At 68.4% G+C, this 18000-nt stretch carries 18 protein-coding genes; 5 read left to right on the top strand and 13 right to left on the bottom strand.

Going from position 1 to position 18000, the window contains the following annotated elements:
* Positions 1–12: 12 nt before the first annotated feature.
* From HQ306_RS05125 to HQ306_RS05110, 4 genes are all read right to left on the bottom strand, one after another.
* Positions 13–1074: a low specificity L-threonine aldolase gene (locus tag HQ306_RS05125; RefSeq protein ID WP_056446597.1), complete on the bottom strand. Its 1062-nt coding sequence runs from the start codon at positions 1072–1074 to the stop codon at positions 13–15.
* A 28-nt stretch (positions 1075–1102) separates the two neighbouring features.
* The gene (locus HQ306_RS05120; protein ID WP_222627966.1) at positions 1103–2173 is read right to left on the bottom strand and encodes an amidohydrolase family protein; all 1071 of its coding nucleotides are present in this window, start codon (positions 2171–2173) and stop codon (positions 1103–1105) included.
* 99 nt (positions 2174–2272) lie between these two features.
* The gene (locus tag HQ306_RS05115) at positions 2273–3334 is read right to left on the bottom strand and encodes a hypothetical protein (RefSeq protein WP_222627964.1); all 1062 of its coding nucleotides are present in this window, start codon (positions 3332–3334) and stop codon (positions 2273–2275) included.
* Between the two features lie 92 nt (positions 3335–3426).
* Positions 3427–4122, bottom strand: a complete 696-nt coding sequence (locus tag HQ306_RS05110) for a FadR/GntR family transcriptional regulator (protein ID WP_222627962.1) — start codon at positions 4120–4122, stop codon at positions 3427–3429.
* Between the two features lie 208 nt (positions 4123–4330).
* Here HQ306_RS05110 and HQ306_RS05105 point away from each other — a divergent pair, with 208 nt between their 5' ends.
* From HQ306_RS05105 to HQ306_RS05095, 3 genes are all read left to right on the top strand, one after another.
* A complete protein-coding gene (locus HQ306_RS05105; protein WP_222627960.1) occupies positions 4331–5704 on the top strand; it encodes an SLC13 family permease in 1374 nt (457 codons plus the stop codon).
* Positions 5705–5816: 112 nt separating this feature from the next.
* Positions 5817–7025: a CaiB/BaiF CoA-transferase family protein gene (locus tag HQ306_RS05100; RefSeq protein WP_222627958.1), complete on the top strand. Its 1209-nt coding sequence runs from the start codon at positions 5817–5819 to the stop codon at positions 7023–7025.
* Entirely contained in the window at positions 7025–8527 is a 1503-nt protein-coding gene (locus HQ306_RS05095) for a carboxyl transferase domain-containing protein (RefSeq protein ID WP_222629238.1), read from the top strand. Before HQ306_RS05100 ends, HQ306_RS05095 begins: the two co-directional genes overlap by 1 nt.
* 12 nt (positions 8528–8539) lie before the next feature.
* Here HQ306_RS05095 and HQ306_RS05090 read toward each other — a convergent pair whose 3' ends face one another.
* The 8 genes from HQ306_RS05090 to HQ306_RS05055 all read right to left on the bottom strand — a co-directional run bounded on the left by HQ306_RS05090 (position 8540) and on the right by HQ306_RS05055 (position 14277).
* On the bottom strand, positions 8540–9100 hold the full coding sequence (locus HQ306_RS05090; RefSeq protein WP_222627956.1) for a hypothetical protein: 561 nt from the start codon (positions 9098–9100) through the stop codon (positions 8540–8542).
* An 11-nt stretch (positions 9101–9111) separates the two neighbouring features.
* Positions 9112–10260, bottom strand: coding sequence for a zinc-dependent alcohol dehydrogenase (locus HQ306_RS05085; protein ID WP_222627954.1), 1149 nt, complete (start codon positions 10258–10260; stop codon positions 9112–9114).
* A gap of 78 nt (positions 10261–10338) precedes the next feature.
* Positions 10339–10548, bottom strand: coding sequence for a dodecin (locus HQ306_RS05080; RefSeq protein ID WP_027504346.1), 210 nt, complete (start codon positions 10546–10548; stop codon positions 10339–10341).
* 289 nt (positions 10549–10837) lie between these two features.
* Positions 10838–11449 carry a pentapeptide repeat-containing protein gene (locus HQ306_RS05075; protein ID WP_222648033.1) on the bottom strand — a complete coding sequence of 204 codons (612 nt, stop codon included), beginning with the start codon at positions 11447–11449 and terminating at the stop codon, positions 10838–10840.
* Between the two features lie 115 nt (positions 11450–11564).
* Complete coding sequence (locus HQ306_RS05070; protein WP_051612996.1) at positions 11565–12179, bottom strand: MaoC family dehydratase N-terminal domain-containing protein; 615 nt, start codon at positions 12177–12179, stop codon at positions 11565–11567.
* 252 nt (positions 12180–12431) lie between these two features.
* Positions 12432–13109 carry a phosphodiesterase gene (locus HQ306_RS05065; RefSeq protein ID WP_222627950.1) on the bottom strand — a complete coding sequence of 226 codons (678 nt, stop codon included), beginning with the start codon at positions 13107–13109 and terminating at the stop codon, positions 12432–12434.
* A gap of 43 nt (positions 13110–13152) precedes the next feature.
* Entirely contained in the window at positions 13153–13629 is a 477-nt protein-coding gene (locus HQ306_RS05060) for a VOC family protein (protein ID WP_027504343.1), read from the bottom strand.
* 75 nt (positions 13630–13704) lie between these two features.
* Positions 13705–14277 (bottom strand): TetR/AcrR family transcriptional regulator, encoded by a 573-nt coding sequence (locus tag HQ306_RS05055; protein ID WP_056447480.1) that lies wholly within the window; start codon positions 14275–14277, stop codon positions 13705–13707.
* Between the two features lie 106 nt (positions 14278–14383).
* Between HQ306_RS05055 and HQ306_RS05050 the strand changes: the two genes are divergently transcribed.
* Together HQ306_RS05050 and HQ306_RS05045 are read left to right on the top strand one after the other, a co-directional pair.
* Positions 14384–15520: an acyl-CoA dehydrogenase family protein gene (locus HQ306_RS05050; RefSeq protein WP_222627948.1), complete on the top strand. Its 1137-nt coding sequence runs from the start codon at positions 14384–14386 to the stop codon at positions 15518–15520.
* A 64-nt stretch (positions 15521–15584) separates the two neighbouring features.
* Entirely contained in the window at positions 15585–16217 is a 633-nt protein-coding gene (locus HQ306_RS05045; RefSeq protein WP_222627946.1) for a DUF2461 domain-containing protein, read from the top strand.
* Here the strand turns inward: HQ306_RS05045 and HQ306_RS05040 are convergent.
* Complete coding sequence (locus HQ306_RS05040) at positions 16202–17884, bottom strand: CdaR family transcriptional regulator (protein WP_222627944.1); 1683 nt, start codon at positions 17882–17884, stop codon at positions 16202–16204. The genes HQ306_RS05045 and HQ306_RS05040 overlap by 16 nt on opposite strands.
* Between the last annotated feature and the right edge of the window lie 116 nt (positions 17885–18000).

Raw genomic sequence — 18000 nt, 5'->3', positions numbered from 1 at the left:
ATTCTAGACTGATCAGTCAATAATGGCGAGCGCCCGCACGGCATCGACGAACGCGTCCACGTCGCGCGCAGTGTGCGCGAACGACGTCACGAGACGCACGACCCCCGGCTCCCACCGGTCGTCGTAGAACGTGAATCCGCGGTCGTGCAGTGCCTGTGTCAGAGCAGCGGGGAAGCGGAAGTAGGACATGTTCGCCGACGCGTCGCCCACGACCTCGATGCCCCCGATCTGTCGGAGCCCGTCTCGGAGCCGCGCGGCCATCGCGTTGGCGTTCCGCGCATGACGCATCCAGAGGTCGTTCTCCAGGTACGCGACCAGTTGCGCGCTCTGGAACCGCATCTTGGACGTCAGCTGGCCACCGCGCTTGTGTCGGAACGCCAGTTCGGTGGACAACGAGGGATCGAACGACACGATGGCCTCGGCGGTCATCGTGCCGTTCTTCGTCGCGCCGAAGGACAGGATGTCCACGCCTGCTCGCCAGGTCATCTCGGCCGGCGTGCACTCGAGGGCCACGAGCGCGTTGGCGAACCGGGCGCCGTCCATGTGCACGCGGAGTCCGGCATCGTGCGCGATGGTCGACACCTCACGCACCTCGTCGAGGGTGTGGACGCTGCCCGTCTCGGTGACCTGCGTGAGGCTCACCACCGACGGCTGGACACTGTGGACGTCGCCGCGTCGTCGCACGACCGCGGCGCGCAGTGCGGTGGGATCCATCGTCGAACGGGGGCCGTCCACGAGGACGATCTTGGCGCCGTCGGTGAAGAACTCCGGAGCGCCGGCCTCGTCGTTGGTGATGTGGCCGTCGGGATGAGTGAGGATGCTGCCCCACGGCGGTGTACACGCGGCCAGCGCCAGTCCGTTGGCCGCCGAACCGGTTCCGACGACGAACACGTCGACGGGACGCTCGAAGACGTCGGCCATCAGCGTCGTGAGACGAGCGGACGTCGGATCGTTGCCGTACGGGGCTGCGAGCCCGGTCGATGCCTCCGCCATGGCCGCGAGGATCTCCGGGGCGGTGCCCGCGGCGTTGTCGCTGAGATATCCGGTGAGTGGGGCAGTGGTGCTCGTGGCCATACCCCCATGGTGGCAGAACCTCGACCGGCTACCGCAGCTCCGCCGCCAGCCGAGGGAGCAGCGCGAGGGGATTGGCGCGTTCCACCCGTGCCCGGCCGTCGCCGTCGAACACGTCGGACAGGCCGGGGGCCGGGTCGTCCGTGTCCGAGGCGGAGTAGGTGAGTCCGCTGAAGGGCCAGTCGGTTCCGAAGACGATGTGGTCGATGTCGGTCACTTCGAGCACCGATCGCAGCGACGACGCCGAGGCGGACAGTGCGGTGTCGTAATGGAAGCGTCGCAGTGCACCCTCGAGGCCGAGCAGCGACACGGACGGGATCTGATCCGGTGCGACGGCGCGGGGCGCATTCAGCCGCGTGGCGAGGTACGGCAGGCAACCACCCGCGTGAGCGAGGACGAAGCGGATGTTCGGATACCGGTCGAGGGTGCCGGCCGCGATCATCTCGACCGCGGTCCGTGTGGTCTCGAAGGGGAACTCCAGGAGGAAGCTCGGAAGCGGCAGTGGGGGAGCCGAACCCGCGGGGAGCTCGCCGGGGTGCACGAAGACGAGGGCGGACCGCGCGTCGAGCAACGCCATGATCGGCTCGAAGCGTGGGTCACCGAGGTAGATGCCGTCGTACGACGACAGCAGTGCCACCCCGTCCATTCCCAGCACGTTCAGGCCGTACGCGATCTCGGCGAGGGACGCCGGCACGTCCGGAAGTGGCACGGTGACCAGGGAGCCGAAACGAGTGGGATGCAGTCGAACCTGGTCGGCCGCGTAGTCGTTGCAGGAGCGCGCGAGGCGCACCGCCTCGAGGCCGCGCACGAACCGCACTCCGGGGTCGGAGATCGAGAGCACCTGGGCCGCGATGCCGAACTCGTCCATGAACGCGAGAGCGGACTCCGGCGACCACGCGGGCAGCGGTAGGCCGCCCGGAACCAGAAGCCCGGCGCGCAGCACGGCCTCCCGATACATCGGCGGGATCATGTGCGCGTGTAGGTCCACTCGATACGCGCCTGTGGGAGCGGCCGAGGCCGTCGGTCCCGTGGCCGCGAGCAGCCCCGTGCCGAGCACGCCTCCGCCGATCAGAGTCTGCAGAGCCTGTCGTCGTGTCGCCATCGTCGTTCCCCCCGTGTGCGGAAGCCGTCCCCCCGGCTCCGCAGCAACGTAACAGGCGTCGGTGCCACTCCTGATGTTTTCATCGGAATTCGGGACCGGTCACGAGTCGACGTGGTCCTGCGTGTCGTCCAGTCGGCCGGCAGCTGCGCGTCGACGAAGGACCTCGCGGTGTCCGAACGTCGCACGGAGAATCTGCTCCCGGTCGGCCACGGTGCTGCCGACGGCGCCCGCCACGGTGCCGAGTGATGCCGAGAGCCAGGCCAGGCGAACGTAATCGGAGAGGTTCGCCGCACGCCCGATCTGTTCGGACAGGAACGACGGAGAGATCACCACCGCGGCCGCCGCGCCGACCACCGCGAACAGGACCGCGTACATGACGGCCACCCCGGACACGACCGTACCGAGGGTGGCGAGGTTGTACATCGTGCGATCGAACCCACGCTCGCGTCGAGCGCGCCTCTCCCACAGTCCGTTCGGCACGATGAGCCATGTCGTCACGGCCACGAGGGCGGTGGCGGACACCGCTGACAGACGCACGATCGACATCGAGGCCGCCATCTGCCAGATGCTCGAGTAAAAGAGGCCGAACGCGGACGTCGCGGTCGCCGCGGCGAGTGCGCCGGACAACGTCGGCATCAACCGCCACGGGCGGTTGGTGCGGATCATGCCCGCGACCACTCGCGCTCGTCCCGCCAGGGCGGGCGCCACCAGGGCGTCGTGGCCGGAGACGGTGGACCAGCGCGCGAGACCCGTGGCGGGATCGGGCCTGTCGACACCGGTGGCGTCGCGTAGCGCTTCCAGCGCGGCCAGCGTGACGGCGCGCGCCCGCGGCGCGACTCGGTGGGTCCCGAACGACGGAACGTAGACGACCACCATCGACGGCCCGACGATCTCGGCGAGTACGGGGCGGGACCGCACGCGCCGCGGTATCTCGGACACGCACACGGTGAGGATGTCCTCGCTGCCCCCGGTATGGCCGAGCAGGGACGCCCAGGTGTCCAGGTCGGGGCTGCCGCTCTGTACCGGTGGCAACGGGATCGCGACCTGGTCGACGGTGAGCACGTCGCCGTCGCGCGTGGCCGATCCGTCGAGATCGGCCGCGACGGAGTCGGCGACGGCGGCGGCGAAGCCGGGATCGGACGCGACTCTGACGACGGGCATCCTGGTCGGCTACCCGTGTCGGTCGTTCGGAAACGGCGCGGCGGCGACTCCAGCCCTTGCGTCGCGGCCTCTCTCGCGCGAGACCGCGCTCGCTAGCGTTCGGCCCGAAGTAGTTCCACGTCGGAGACCAGGCGGATGTGATCGGCCATCGCACGTCCGGCTTCCACGGTGTCCTCGCGCCGGATGGCCTCGGCGATACGCCGATGACCTTCGAGAGACGATCGTGGGCGATCCGATTGCGACAGCGACTCGATGCGGGTCTCGCGAATCAGTTCGGCGATCTCGCCCATCAACCGGGCGAGGAGCGGGGAATGCGCCGCGGCCGTCACGGCCCGGTGGAACAGTTCGTCCCCCGACACTCCTCGCTCACCGCCGGAGATCTCCGCCTCCATGACGTCCAGGGCGTGGTCGATGGCGCGCATCTCGTCGTCACTGCGCCGGGCCGCGGCCAGTTCGGCCAGTTTGACCTCGAGTGCCTCACGCGCCTCGATGACCTCGGGAAGGCGATCGGCGTGCTCGCGGAGCGCCCGAATGGCCATGTCGCCCACCGGTCTACGAACCAGTACTGCTCCGTCGCCGTGCCGCACGGACAGGATGCCCTGCACCTCGAGAGCCACCAGGGCCTGGCTGAGGGACGCGCGACTGACGCCGAGCTGGCCGGCGAGTTCGCGCTCGGCCGGCAATCGTTCGCCGACCTGCATGTCGCGCGCCGCGATGTGGTCGCACAACTGCTCGACGATCACCTCGTACAACCGCGGGCGGTTCACCGGACGGATCTGGTCGGCCACTGGGTCACCCGTTCTCTGCGTCACTCGTGCTCTGCTCCACTCACCCACAGAGTAGCGCCACCACGGCGTCGTTACTCCGCCCACAGTGAGGGTTGACAGTGACTCAGTTCACTGCCAGAGTCATCGGTGTCTCAGTGGCTAGTCCACTTCGCCACTGACGCTCTCGGGCAGACGCCCGCGAGACACTCACACGGACCGGAGACCATCGATGTCGACCGAGTTGATACCCATTCTCGCGCTGGTCGTCATGTTCCTCGCAGCCACGGTGCTGCCGGTGAACATGGGCGCCCTGGGCTTCGTCGCAGCGTTCCTCGTCGGCACGCTCGCCGTCGGCATGGACACGGACCAGATCATCGGGGGATTCCCGAGCAGTCTCTTCCTCACCCTCGTCGGCATCACGTATCTCTTCGCGATCGCCCAGAACAACGGCACCGTCGACCTCCTGGTCCGTGGCGCCGTACGACTCGTCGGGGGGAGGGTCGCGCTCATTCCGTGGGTGATGTTCGGTATCACCGGCGTTCTCACGGCGATCGGGGCACTGGGCCCCGCCGCCGTGGCGATCGTGGCACCCATCGCCCTCGGCTTCGCGGCGCGCTACAAGATCAATGCGCTGCTCATGGGCATGATGGTCATCCACGGTGCCCAGGCGGGCGGGTTCTCGCCGATCAGCATCTACGGCGTCACCGTCAACCGCATCGCGGCCGACGCCGGGCTCACCAACAGTCCGCTGACTCTGTTCCTCGGAAGTCTGCTGTTCAACGCGGCCATCGGAGCACTGCTCTTCACGTTCCTGGGCGGACGGTCGCTCATCGGGCGCAGCGTCCACGACGACGACGGTCTCAGGCCGGACGGCGATCCGGGTTCCGTGGGCGGCGGCACCACGCGGACGACCGTGATGCGCGGTTTCGGTGCGACGACGACCAAGCGTCCGTCCCAGACTGTCACCGTGGAGAACGCGCCTCCGCTGGCCACGGCGGTCAAGGCGATCACGCCCGATCAGATTCTCACCCTCGTGGGACTCGTGTCGCTGGCAGTCCTGTCGCTGATCCTCGATCTCGACGTGGGCTTCGTGTCCATGACGGTCGCGGTGGTGCTGGCACTGGCGTCGCCGAAGGCACAGAAGGGTGCGATCAACCAGATCAGTTGGTCCACCGTCCTTCTGATCGGAGGAATTTTGACCTTCGTCGGGGTGCTGCAGGAAGCGGGCACGGTCGAGTACGTCGGTAACGCCGTCGCCGGCATCGGCATCCCGCTGCTCGTCGCCGTCCTGCTCTGCTACATCGGTGCGATCGTGTCCGCCTTCGCATCCTCCACCGCGATCCTGGGCGTCACCATTCCGCTGGCAGTGCCGTTCTTGCTGGCAGGTGAGGTGGGTGCCGTCGGCGTGATCGTCGCGCTCGCCATCTCGTCCACCATCGTCGACGTCAGCCCGTTCTCGACGAACGGCGCGTTGGTGCTCGCCAACGCGCAGGGCGTCGATCGCGACGTCTTCTACCGGCAGATTCTGAAGTACAGCGCGCTGGTCGTGGCCATCGGACCACTGGTGGCCTGGGCCGTGCTCGTCGTCCCCGGCTGGATGTAACCGCTCCGCCGACGCTCCGTTGACATCACGTGGGCGTCGTGGTCTCCTTAATTGGCTAGGCCACTAGGTCACCGAACCAAAGCCACGCTCTCCGACAGGATCGAGAAACGCCATGCCTCTCAACACCACGGGCAGGACCGGCCCCCTCGACGGCACCGTCGTCGTCGATCTCACCCGCGCCCTCGCAGGACCGCACGCCGCGATGATGCTCGGCGATCTCGGTGCGGACGTCATCAAGATCGAATCGCCCAAGGGTGGTGACGACACCCGCGTGTGGGGCCCGCCCTTCGTCACACCGGAGCCGGGTGACGGTCACGCCGACCGCGAATCGACCTACTTCCTCTCCGCCAATCGGAACAAGCGGTCGATCGCCCTCGACCTCAAGACGGACGACGGTCGCGACGCCCTCGAGGCGATGATCGCCAAGGCCGACGTCCTGCTCGAGAACTTCCGCACCGGTGTTCTCGACCGGTTGGGATTCACGACCGAGCGACTGGCCGAGCTCAATCCCGGCCTGGTCGTGTTGTCCATCAGTGGTTTCGGCCACGACGGTCCGGAGGGCGGCCGCTCCGGCTACGACCAGATCGCACAGGGGGAGGCCGGCCTCATGTCCTTCACGGGCTCCGGGCCGGACGACGTCCAACGCGTGGGCGTTCCCATCGCCGACCTCCTGGCGGGCATGTACGGAGCTTTCGGAGTGCTCGCCGCACTTCGGGAACGAGATCGCACGGGGCGCGGAAAGGTGGTGCGCACCTCGCTTCTCGCGAGCGTCGTGGGAGTGCACGCCTTCCAGGGCACGAAGTGGACCGTCGCGGGGGAGATCGGACAGGCACAGGGCAATCACCACCCCTCCATCTGCCCGTACGGGCTGTTCCCGACCTCCGACGGCGCGGTGCAGATCTCGGTGGGCAGCGAGGGTCTGTGGCATCGCTTCTGCGACGGCTTCGGCATCGATCCGGACCTCGAGGGCATGGCCACCAACCCGCAGCGCGTCGGTAGCCGGGACGACGTCGTCGAGCTGGTGTCGAAGATCTTCCGCACGTACGAGACCGAGCCGCTGCTCGCTCTTCTCGACGAGATCGGCGTCCCGGCCGGCAAGGTGCGCAACGTCCAGGAAGTCTACGAATGGGAGCAGACCCGGTCGCAGGGTCTTCTCGTCGACGTCGAGCACGAGACGCTCGGGAAGGTGACGCTCCCCGGACCGCCGTTGCGCTTCTTCGACGCCGACGGAGCGGAGACCACCGAGACCCGGCACCTCGCTCCGCCCGTTCTGGGCGCCGACGAGGATCTGGTCCGCGCATGGTTGGCGGAGAGCGTCTGATGGCCGGCGTCGGTGCCCTCGCTCTGCTCGACATCGTGGTCGACGCGGGAAGTTTCGAGTCGTGGGACTCCACCCCGCACGATCATCCGGTCGACGAGGCGTACACCGCGGAACTCGCGGCGGCGCGGGAGAAGACCGGACTCGACGAGTCGGTGATCACCGGTGTCGCCACCATCTCCGGTCGGCGGGTGGCGATCCTGTTGTGCGAGTTCCGTTTCCTCGGCGGTTCCATCGGGGTCGCGGCCGGGGAACGTCTGACGACGGCAGTACGCCGGGCGACCGCCGAGCGGCTTCCGCTGTTGGCGCTCCCGACGTCGGGCGGCACGCGAATGCAGGAGGGCACGGTGGCGTTCCTGCAGATGGTCAAGATCACGGCTGCGGTCACCGCCCACAAAGCGGCACATCTTCCGTACATCGTCTACCTCCGGCACCCCACCACCGGCGGAGTGTTCGCGTCCTGGGGATCGCTCGGTCACGTCACCATCGCCGAACCCGGTGCGCTGGTGGGGTTCCTCGGCCCGCGGGTGTACGAGGCCCTCTACGACACGCCGTTCCCGACGGGGGTGCAGACATCGGAGAACCTGCAGGCGCACGGACTCGTGGACGCGGTGAAGCGACCGGATCAACTCGGCGAGGTGGTGGATCGCGCTCTGCGCATCATGACGCTTCCGGCGGGGACACGCCCGCGGCCGGCGCCGGCGCCGGAGTGGTCGATCGACGACGTCCCGGCCTGGGACTCCATCGTGGCGTCCCGGCGGGCCGACCGCCCGGGTGTCCGCGAGCTGCTCTACAACGCGGCCTCGGACGTGCTGCCGCTCAACGGGACCGGGCAGGGTGAGACGGACCCCGGACTGATTCTCGCGCTGGTGCGTTTCGGCGACATGCCCTGTGTGCTGCTGGGGCAGGATCGCCGGGGCCAGACGCCGTTGACCCCGCTGGGTCCGGCAGCACTGCGTGAGGCGAGGCGGGGAATGCGCCTGGCTGCGGAACTACGACTGCCGTTGGTGACCGTGATCGACACCGCGGGCGCCGCGCTGTCGAAGGAGGCCGAGGAAGGTGGGCTCGGCGCGGAGATCGCGCGCTCCATCGCGGACATGGTCGATCTGGACACGCCGACCATCTCGGTGCTGCTCGGCCAGGGCACCGGTGGTGGCGCCCTCGCGCTGGTTCCGGCGGACCGCGTCCTGGCTGCACAGCACGCGTGGCTCTCTCCGTTGCCACCCGAAGGTGCGAGCGCCATCGTGCATCGCGACACCGCTCATGCCCCCGACATGGCTGTGCGCCAGGGTGTCCGGTCGCTCGACCTCCGTGGCGCCGGCATCGTGGATCTGATCGTGCCGGAGTACCCCGACGCCGCCGACGAGGTCCAGCCGTTCTGCGATCGCGTGGGTTCGGTGCTGCACCGGGAGCTGGCCGATCTGCTGGCAGAAGATCCGGACATGCGCAGGATCGCCCGGGAGAAGCGCTTCGACCGGATCGGTTCCGCCATGACGGCGGTGTGACGAGGAACCCTGTCAGCGCCTCCGGAGGGAGCGCACGATCGTGGTGGCCGCCACGCCCGCCAGAACCCACGGACCGCCGACGATGATCGGATCGATCCACGCGTGGTGCATGTCGACGCGGGTGGTTCCCCGCCTCGACCGCACCCCGTGGTGGGTGATCTCGGTGCGGATCCCGGTCTGCGTGATCGGGTTGTCGGGGTGCACGGTGGTCAGCGAATGCAGGTGGGATTCGACGGCGTCCACGCGGTCGCCCGCCAGGAGTAGCAGCCAGTGCGCCGCCCGGCCCTCGCTGTAGCGATAAGCGAACCGGCGCACGGCGCCGGACACCCCGCGCAGAGGTGCCGTCGTGCCGAAGACCGGCGGAAGAGTTCCGTGTTCGATGGATCGTTCGCGGGGACGCAGTTCGGGTTGACGCTCCGGGAAGTCCCAGTGCGCACCGGTCGCGCCGGGGTCGAATCGTTCTCGCGGCACGGACGGACGGTCTGCGGGATCGAGGTCGACACCCCATCCGGGAATTCGTGCGCGCAACTCGTCGTGGTCGGGTACGGGTGGGTGATCGGCACGGTAGACCATGGGTGGTCCTCTCAGCTCGCGTTCGGCAGCACGATCGGCTTGATGCAGCCGTCGAGCTTGGACGAGAAGATGTGGTAACCGTCGGCGATGTGCTCCAACGGAATTCGATGGGTGATGATCTCGCTGGGCTTGATGTAGCCGTTACGAATGTGCGAGAACAAGCGTGGCCATTGGCGCTTGACGGGGCACTGGTTCATGCGCAGGGTCAGCCCCTTGTTCATCGCGTCGCCGAACTTGACCGCACTGAACATGGGCCCGTACGCGCCCACGACCGAGACCGTCCCGCCCTTGCGGACACTGTCGATGGCCCAATTGAGGGCGATGGGGGACCCGCCCTGGAGTGTGAACTTCGCGGCGGTGACGTGCTGGAGGAAGTTCCCGTCGGCTTCGGCGCCCACCGCGTCGATCACGCGGTCCGCACCGAGATGGTCGGTGGCCCTCTTCATGGTCACCACGAGGTCGTCGTGCTCCGCGAAGTTGATCGTCTCGGCGTGGGCGAAGGTGCGGGCCTTGGCGAGACGGTTCTCGAGGTGGTCGACGACGATCACCCTGCCGGCGCCCATCAGCCACGCAGACGTGGCGGCGAACAGCCCGACGGGACCGGCTCCGAACACCGCCACGGTGTCACCCTCGACGATGTCCGCGAGCTGCGCGCCGAAGTATCCGGTGGCGAGGGCATCGGTGCACAGGAGCGCGTCCTCGTCGTCCATCCAGTCCGGGATGATCGAGGGCCCGACGTCGGCGAACGGTACCCGGACGTACTGTGCCTGACCTCCGTCGTACCCGCCGCACGTGTGGGAGTACCCGTAGATGCCGCCAACGGCCGTCGCATTCGGATTGACGTTGTGGCAGTTGGAGTACAGGCCGCGTGCGCAGAAGAAACACGACCCGCAGTACACGTTGAACGGCACCATGACCCGATCGCCCGGTGTCAGGTTCCGGACCGACGGCCCGACCTCCTCGACCACGCCGATGAACTCGTGACCGAACGTCGTCCCGACCCTGGTGTCCGGCATCATGCCGTGATATAGGTGGAGATCGGATCCACAGATGGCCGCCATCTCGACCCGGACGACGGCGTCGTTCGGATGCTCGATGGTCGGCATGTCCTTGTTCTGCACTCGGACCTTGTACGGGCCTCGATAAGTCATGGCTTTCACGCGGTGCGATCTACCCGGCCCGCGTGCGGGGAAACACCGAACAGGTGGGTGAATCTCGATTCGGTGCCCGCCGATCACTCAGTCGTCGAGTTTGAAGCCGACCTTCAGCGTCACCTGGAAGTGCGCGACCGCGCCGTTCTCGATGTGTCCGCGGGTCTCGGTGACCTCGAACCAGTCGAGCTCCCGCAGTGTGCTGCTCGCGCGGGAGATGGCCTTGCGGATGGCGTCGTCGACACCCTCCGTCGAGGTTCCGACGATCTCGGTGACGCGGTAGACGTTGTCGCTCATGGTGTGCCCTTCACTCGGTGACAGTTCCCCGTCATCGTGCGTCCTCGGGTGTCGTCCGGTCCAGGGTTCCGATCATCGCGGTTCGACGCGGTCGAGCACCTGTGTCCGTTTCGGAAGTGGGTGGCTCGGGTAGAAGACGTGCGGCGGCAGCGGCGGCGCGTGCGTCGGCGTGGACGCCCGGTGAGGTTGAGACCACAGCCTGCCGATGGAACGGCCTTCCCGCACGGACCACGCGGGCGGGGAGGCCGTGTCCGTCTTCTATTCGGAGTCGGGCGGAGGTCGGATCTACTCAGTCCGAGACGGTGAGACCGTGCGCGTGCACGTAGGCGAGTGCCTGGACCGTGTCGATGCGGGCTCCGTCGAGCACGGCCGACGTCCAGAACGTGGCATCGGCGATGCTGCCCCGCAGATCCGCATCGTTCAACCGGAGCCCGGAGGTGCGGGCACCGCCGAAGTCGACACCGCGCAGAGTGGCCTTGCGGAGATCGGTCCCGACGAGGTTGGCGTCACGCAGGCGCGCCCCGGTGAGGTCGAGTCCGCGGAGGTCGAGACCGCCGAGCGAGGTGAGCATGAGGTCGACCTCGTCGAAGACCGCGGGCGTGATGCGCGAGTCCGCGATGGCGGAACCGAGGAACGATGTGCTGCGAAAAGTGCTGTGCCACAATCGGCTCCGCCGGAACTCGCAGTTGCGGAAGGCCGACCCGATGTGCGTCGAGTCCGTCAGATCCACGCCGGAGAAGTCGCAGTCGGTGAAGACGACACCGTGGGTGGTCAGACCGCCGAGGTCCGCGTCGATGAAGCTGCAGGACGTGTACGAACGCCTGTCCCACCGCTGGCCGTGTGCGTCGCTCTCGTTGTAGTTCTCGTCCTCGAACGACCGGTCGGCGAATTCGTCCTCCACACGGGGGACTCTAGCGGGAAGGCCGGAGGCCGGTCGGGGTGTGGCGGGAAGGCCGGAGGCCGGTCGGGGTGTGGCGGGAAGGCCGGGGTCGGTCGGAATGCAGGCGGTCAGGCGGTCAGGCGGTCGGGCGGGCGGTGGGGCCCATCCGCGGCACGCTGGCGGGGAGCACGGCGTCGACGAGAGCCGCCGCTCGCGGGTCCACGTCGGCATCGGTCCGGGCGATGAACGTCGTGGTGCTGGTGCACACGTCCTCGCCGTGCGACGTCAGATGGTTCTGGACCACCAGGATGTCGTTGCCCGCGAACTGGCGGATCGACAGCACCTGGAGAGTGGACACCAGCTGATCTCCCTGCATGACCGGGCGATGCAGAACGAAGCTCTGATCGGTCTGCATGACTGCCGTGATCTCGTACTCCACGAGGATGTGCGCGAAGAGATAGTCGATGGCGATGGATCCGACGACGCTCACGAAGGTCGCGGGCGCGACGAGTCCCTCGTATCCCAACTCGGCCGCAGCGGCCTCCTTGTGGTGCGCCGGATGTTCGTTCTGGATGGCGCGGGAGAGTTCGCGGATCTTCTCGCGGCCGACCTCGTAGTAGTCGGGGATGACGTAGGCGTGTCCGACCAGGCGGGAGCTGCGTTCGAACCGGTGATCGGGCTCGTGCGGAACGAGCGGGCGAGTCTCGTGAGCACCTGTCACGGAGTCGTCGGTCACCGAATTGCTGGTCACGTGGAGCCTTCCCCTGGGACGCGCCCACCCCCATCGGCACACGCGTATGTGAACAAATCCTACTTCGCGTGTGAATATCCACAAATGCGGCAGTCGAACCCCGTCGGTCGGGTGCGCGGGTGCGTGGTCGCCGCCGGCGTGCACGGGTTTCGTGAGGGGCACACCCTGTGCCGCGTGTCGACAGGGGTGTGGCGCGCTGAGTGGGGTGTGGGCGCGAGATCGGTCAGGGAACCTGAGTCGGTCGCATTCCGGTCAGGTGTCGGACCGGCCGCGTCGACTGTCGAGGTAGGCCCTCGCCCTGAGGGACCGCAGCCATTCCGGACCGGGCCGGACACTGTCGGGAGTGCGCCGGATCGGGTCGAACGACAGGTCGCCACCGGACTGGTCGACCGAGCCGAGCGTCAGTTCGGCCAGCGGGACGTACGCCCCGGTGCCCTCGGCCTGCTCGAACTCGAAGACCAGCGGACGCGCACGCACGGCGTCGACGATGGAGTCCAGGGTGGGCAGCGGCGGCGCGGCGACGGCCCGCGCGCGGACCCACCACTGACCACCCTCGAACTGCAGCGGCATCAGCGTCGAGAAGGAGGCCGTCTCGAACGCGAGCACCGGGAGCGGAACGCACCGCGTCACGACGTCCCGCCCGGCGCTGGCAAGGAGGATGTCCCAGGCACCGTCGGCCCGGTCGGTCTGCGGAAGACGCAACGCGAGACCCGCGACGTCGGGAACTCGTCGGGGCAGCCCGAGCGCGGTGGACAGGCGCACCGTCACCTCGCACGTGCCCACGGGCAGTCCGGCGTCGCCCTCGGCGGTACGGCGCAGTGTGCCCATCAGAACCTTCCCGTGGGGATGGAACAGCTTGGCGTGGCGCAGCGCCGACCCCAGCCCGAACGGCAGGGCGAGCACGCGCACGGGCATCGACGTCTCGTTCACGCTCGGGGATTGCCCGGTGTGTGACGTGAGGAAACGTCGCCGCTCAGGCTCCGTCGTGCGCCTTCTGCAGGTCGGCGACCACGATCTTCGACATCGACAGCATGGCCTGCACGACGCGCTGGGACGCCGCCGGATCCGGGGTGCTCATCAGCTGCATCAGCTGGACCGGGACGATCTGCCAGGAGACCCCGAACTTGTCCTTGCACCAGGCGCACCGGCCCTCGGATCCACCGTCGGACGTGAGCGCGTTCCAGTAGCGGTCGACCTCTTCCTGCCCGTCGCAGCTGACAGCCATGGAGATGGCCTCGGTGAACGGGAACTGTGGTCCCCCGTTCAGGGCGTTGAATCGCTGACCGAAGAGCTCGAAGTCGACCATCATCGCGCGGCCCGGGGCGCCGGGTCCACCGTCGCCGTAGCGGCTGACGTTCAGTATCGCTCCCGTGCCGAACGTCGAGAGGTAGAACTCCGCGGCCTCCTCGGCCCGGTCGTCGAACCACAGTGTGGGGGTGATCTTCTGCATCGTGAGGTCCTTCGTCTTCGGATGGCGGAGCGAACTCGACCCGTCAGCCGTGTCGACTCCGGCCGACGGCGAAAGTCATCGCGCGATGCCGGCGGTCAGCAGTGTGGCCAGCTCCCGGTAGGCGGCGGCGTCGTCCAGACCCGTGCGACGGGCGAGGGCACGGCTCTGGATCGAGACCATCACGGACGCGGCGACGTCGGCGACGAACGCGGCGTGGACGTCCCGCACGTCGCCGGCGCGGACCCCGTCGTCGATGATGCCGCGGACTCGCTCGGCCGCGATGGCGGTGTTGCGTTCGTAGACGAGCCTCGACGGCTCGAAGTCGGCGAGGTCGGTCATGAACCGTTCCGACGCCGGCGCGAGTGCTTCACCGACCGCGCCCAGATACGCCGCGAGGCGCTCGCGGGTGCCCGTCGCGGCGTCGGAGGCCGCGTCCACGCGGACCGCTGCCGAGGTGAAGAAGTGCACCGCGGCGGAGCGGACGAGGTCGTCCTTGCTCGCGGCGAGGGTGTACAGCGTGCTCTTCGAGCACCGAAGGCGGGCGGCGATGTCGTCGAGAGTGAGGTGCGCGAAGCCTTCGGCCAGGAACAGGGCCACCACGGAATCGAAGAGCTGCGCGCGCCGCGCCGTCGCGTGAGCTGCTGTCATGGTGAGCGACAGTACTGCAGAACGCCATGCAGTACTGTCGTAGTACTGAGGGGCCCGCTGCAGTACTGGTGCCGCCTCATCCGATCCGCGACCGAGACGAGGACCCATGGCTGTCGAACGACTGCTGCCGAACGACGACGCACGTGACCTTCTCCAGTTGACCCGCGACATCGCGGACAAGGTCCTCGACCCCATCGTCGACGAACACGAGAAGGCCGAGACCTATCCCGACGGCGTCTTCGCCACGCTCGGCGAGGCGGGGCTGCTCAGCCTGCCGTATCCGGAGGAGTGGGGCGGCGGCGGTCAGTCCTACGAGGTCTATCTGCAGGTGCTCGAGGAACTGGCGTCGCGCTGGGCCGCGGTGGCCGTCGCCGTGAGCGTGCACGGGCTCTCCTGCCACCCGCTGATGTCCTTCGGGTCGGAGGACCAGAAGTCGCGCTGGCTGCCGGACATGCTCGGTGGGCGCACGATCGGCGCCTACAGCCTCTCGGAGCCACAGGCCGGCAGCGACGCGGCCGCCCTCTCCTGCAAGGCCGTGGCCGGTCCGGACGGGTACACCGTCACCGGGTCGAAGGCCTGGATCACGCACGGCGGCAAGGCGGACTTCTACACGCTCTTCGCGCGCACCGGCGAGGGCTCGCGGGGCATCTCCTGCTTCCTCGTGCCCGCCGACCTCGAGGGGCTCTCCTTCGGAGCTCCGGAGGAGAAGATGGGGCTGCACGCGATACCCACGACGGCCGCCCACTACGACGGCGCGGTGCTGTCGGCCGATCGCCGCATCGGCGAGGAGGGGCAGGGGCTCGGCATCGCGTTCAGTGCCCTCGACGCCGGGAGGCTGGGCATCGCCGCCGTCGCCGTCGGCATCGCCCAGGCCGCGCTCGACGATGCCGTGGCCTATGCGCAGGAGCGAACGACGTTCGGCCGCAAGATCATCGATCATCAAGGGCTCGGGTTCGTGCTGGCCGACATGGCAGCGGCGGTGGACTCGGCCCGGGCGACGTACATCGACGCGGCACGCCGCAAGGATGCCGGACTGCCGTTCTCACGTCAGGCCTCCGTGGCCAAGCTCGTGGCGACGGACGCGGCGATGAAGGTGACGACCGACGGCGTGCAGGTGTTCGGAGGCTACGGGTACACCCGAGACTTCCGGGTCGAGCGGTACATGCGCGACGCCAAGATCACGCAGATCTTCGAGGGCACCAACCAGATCCAGCGTCTGGTGATCAGCCGGTCGCTGGCCTGACCCCCGTGCGCACTATGCGCATCCAGCGGTACGCACAGGGCGCACGGGGCGATAGCCTCCCGCTATGAGCTCGTTCACCGGAATCCCGGAGGCCGCCCTCGATTTCTACGAGGATCTCGAGGTCGACAACAGCAAGACCTGGTGGGCCGAACACAAGCACGTCTACGACGAATCGGTCCGCGCGCCCATGACCGCGCTCACGGAGGTACTGGCCGAGGAGTTCGGAACGGCCAAGCTCTTCCGGCCGCACCGCGACGTCCGCTTCTCCAAGGACAAGGTGCCGTACAAGACGCACCAGGGTGCCTACGTGCAGGTGGCCCCGTCCACGGGGTGGTACGTGCAGGTCGACGCCTCCGGCCTCATGGTCGCCGGCGGGTTCTACGCGTCCACGTCCGACTCCATCGCCCAGTTCCGCGCCGTCGTCGACGACGAGGTCCGCGGGTCGGAGCTCGCGCGAATCGTGGCCGATCTCGAGAGCCGCGGCTACGACCGCGGCGGTGACCGGCTGAAGACCTCTCCGCGCGGCTACGACGCGGATCATCCCCGCATCGATCTGCTGCGCCACAAGTCCCTGACGGCAGGACGGTCCTTCGGCTGCCCGCCGTGGCTCGACACAGCAGAGTGCGCCGATCACATCCGTGGCGCCTGGCGTGATCTCACACCACTTCTCGAATGGTGCCGTCAGGTACTGGCCTGACGTGCCAGCACGGCCAACTGGAGTTCCATCAGCAGTCGCGCGGCGGGATCGGACAGGTCCGTCCCGGTGATCTCCTCGGCCCGTCGGACCCGATAGCGCAACGTGTTCGGGTGCACGTGCAGGTCGGCCGCGGCCCGGCGCACGTCGGACGGGTGCCGCAGATACGTCGCGATGCTCTCGCGTAGCGACGAGGACGTGCGTGCGTCGTACTCGACGAGCGCCGCCATGCGCGGATCGTGCAGCGAGGGGTGCGCGAGGAGCAGATCGACGATCTCACCGAGCAGCACGGACGTCCGCGAATCGGCGAGTGTGGTCACCCTGTCGTCTGCTCCGGCGGTCCCGTCCAGGACGCGATCGACCTCGCGGCGAGCGGCGGCGACCTCGGACAGGGCGGCCACCGGCGATGCCACCGCGGCCCGCAACCGGATCCCCGTGCGTCCCTCGATGCCCTCGAGCAACCGGCGAGTCCACGACGGCACCGAGGTCTCCGCGCGGGTCCGTGGAACGAGGACGTAGATGCGGTCGCCGAGAGTGGTGACCAGGGACAGTCGGTGAAAGGAACTGGCGTGCAGTCGGATCGCGCCGGACAGATCGGCCATCGTGGCCGACGAGGGGGCATCGGGCGCGGCGCCGTCCACCGCGGCGAGACCGATCACCGCCGCCGGCCCGTCCGTCGGGATGGACAGCGCCGCGGCGAGTGAGGGCACGTCGACCCCACCGCCACGAGCGCCGAGCAGTCGCTGGATCTGCACCGCCTCGTTAGTGGGTGCCTCGAGGATGCGCGTGATCAACCGTGCCGCCACCGCGGCCGCGCCCTGCAGCACGCTCGGAGCATCGTCGGTGAGCCGGCGACGACCTTCCTGGATCCACAGCGTGCCGACCAGTCGTGGTGTGCCCGAACCATCCTGCGTGGCAGTCGTTCTGATGCCGGCGACCAGTCGCCGTCGGATACCCAGATCGGAGTGCGCCGGCACCTCGACGACCTCGTCGGAACGGCGGACCGCGTCGTAGACACCCCACTGCTCGAGTCGCCGGAGATACTCCGCGGGGCCTTCTCGTCCGAGAATGGACAGGGTCCGCAGCTCGTCCGCCTGATCGTCCGACGCCGAGTATGCCAACACGTGCGACCGCTGGTCCTCGATGCTCACCATCCCGCGCGTGAGCACCGCGACGGTGTGCGCCAGCCCGAAGAGATCGGTGTCCGCGCCCACCAGTCCCGCCAGTTCGGACGGTTCCGCGGACGACGGTGGAGGTGTGGTGATCGACGGCGAGGAATGGTCGAGCACGCCGCGCACCATCGACAGGAGGCGGTCCCAGCGGGTCTGCGTGTGCACCGCGACGAGAGCGACACCGGCCGCGCGAGCCGCGTGCTGCATCAGCGTCGACGAGGCGGCGATCTTCGACATCACCGCGGTGGGTCGAAGGTCGCTGCTCCGCGTCGCCAGGTCGTCGAACCACGCAACGGCGTCCGCTTCCCGCACACCCGCCAGCAGATAGAGGTCGGCCGCGGCGGCGGTCGTGTAGAGCTCGGCGGCCAGATCGTCGGCGTCGACGAGCGTCACCGACCCGATCGGCACGTCCGACCCTGCCGGTGCCACGAGCACCTCGACGAAGGCGGAGTGCAGCACACGCACGATCGAGTCGAGGGTCGACGAGGTGCGGGTCATGCCGTGCACTCTAAATGTCCTTCGTCCGATCGGACAGGGATCGGTGTGTTTCTTTGGACGCTGGGCCGAATATCGAGGATGCCGCGTCCGCTTGGCTGAACCCACCGACCCGGCAC

This window comes from Rhodococcus sp. BP-160 (assembly GCF_019836205.1).
Classification (GTDB): Bacteria; Actinomycetota; Actinomycetes; order Mycobacteriales; family Mycobacteriaceae; genus Rhodococcoides.
This window is presented reverse-complemented; position numbering and strand designations above follow the sequence as displayed.

Excerpts from the sequence above, each read along its gene's own strand:
- HQ306_RS05050 (WP_222627948.1), top strand. The coding sequence starts at position 14,384 with ATGGCTGTCGAACGACTGCTGCCGAACGACGACGCACGTGACCTTCTC.
- HQ306_RS05120 (WP_222627966.1), bottom strand. The coding sequence starts at position 2,173 with ATGGCGACACGACGACAGGCTCTGCAGACTCTGATCGGCGGAGGCGTG.
- HQ306_RS05115 (WP_222627964.1), bottom strand. The coding sequence starts at position 3,334 with ATGCCCGTCGTCAGAGTCGCGTCCGATCCCGGCTTCGCCGCCGCCGTC.
- HQ306_RS05055 (WP_056447480.1), bottom strand. The coding sequence starts at position 14,277 with ATGACAGCAGCTCACGCGACGGCGCGGCGCGCGCAGCTCTTCGATTCC.
- HQ306_RS05060 (WP_027504343.1), bottom strand. The coding sequence starts at position 13,629 with ATGCAGAAGATCACCCCCACACTGTGGTTCGACGACCGGGCCGAGGAG.
- HQ306_RS05045 (WP_222627946.1), top strand. The coding sequence starts at position 15,585 with ATGAGCTCGTTCACCGGAATCCCGGAGGCCGCCCTCGATTTCTACGAG.
- HQ306_RS05100 (WP_222627958.1), top strand. The coding sequence starts at position 5,817 with ATGCCTCTCAACACCACGGGCAGGACCGGCCCCCTCGACGGCACCGTC.
- HQ306_RS05095 (WP_222629238.1), top strand. The coding sequence starts at position 7,025 with ATGGCCGGCGTCGGTGCCCTCGCTCTGCTCGACATCGTGGTCGACGCG.
- HQ306_RS05090 (WP_222627956.1), bottom strand. The coding sequence starts at position 9,100 with ATGGTCTACCGTGCCGATCACCCACCCGTACCCGACCACGACGAGTTG.
- HQ306_RS05105 (WP_222627960.1), top strand. The coding sequence starts at position 4,331 with ATGTCGACCGAGTTGATACCCATTCTCGCGCTGGTCGTCATGTTCCTC.
- HQ306_RS05040 (WP_222627944.1), bottom strand. The coding sequence starts at position 17,884 with ATGACCCGCACCTCGTCGACCCTCGACTCGATCGTGCGTGTGCTGCAC.
- HQ306_RS05125 (WP_056446597.1), bottom strand. The coding sequence starts at position 1,074 with ATGGCCACGAGCACCACTGCCCCACTCACCGGATATCTCAGCGACAAC.
- HQ306_RS05080 (WP_027504346.1), bottom strand. The coding sequence starts at position 10,548 with ATGAGCGACAACGTCTACCGCGTCACCGAGATCGTCGGAACCTCGACG.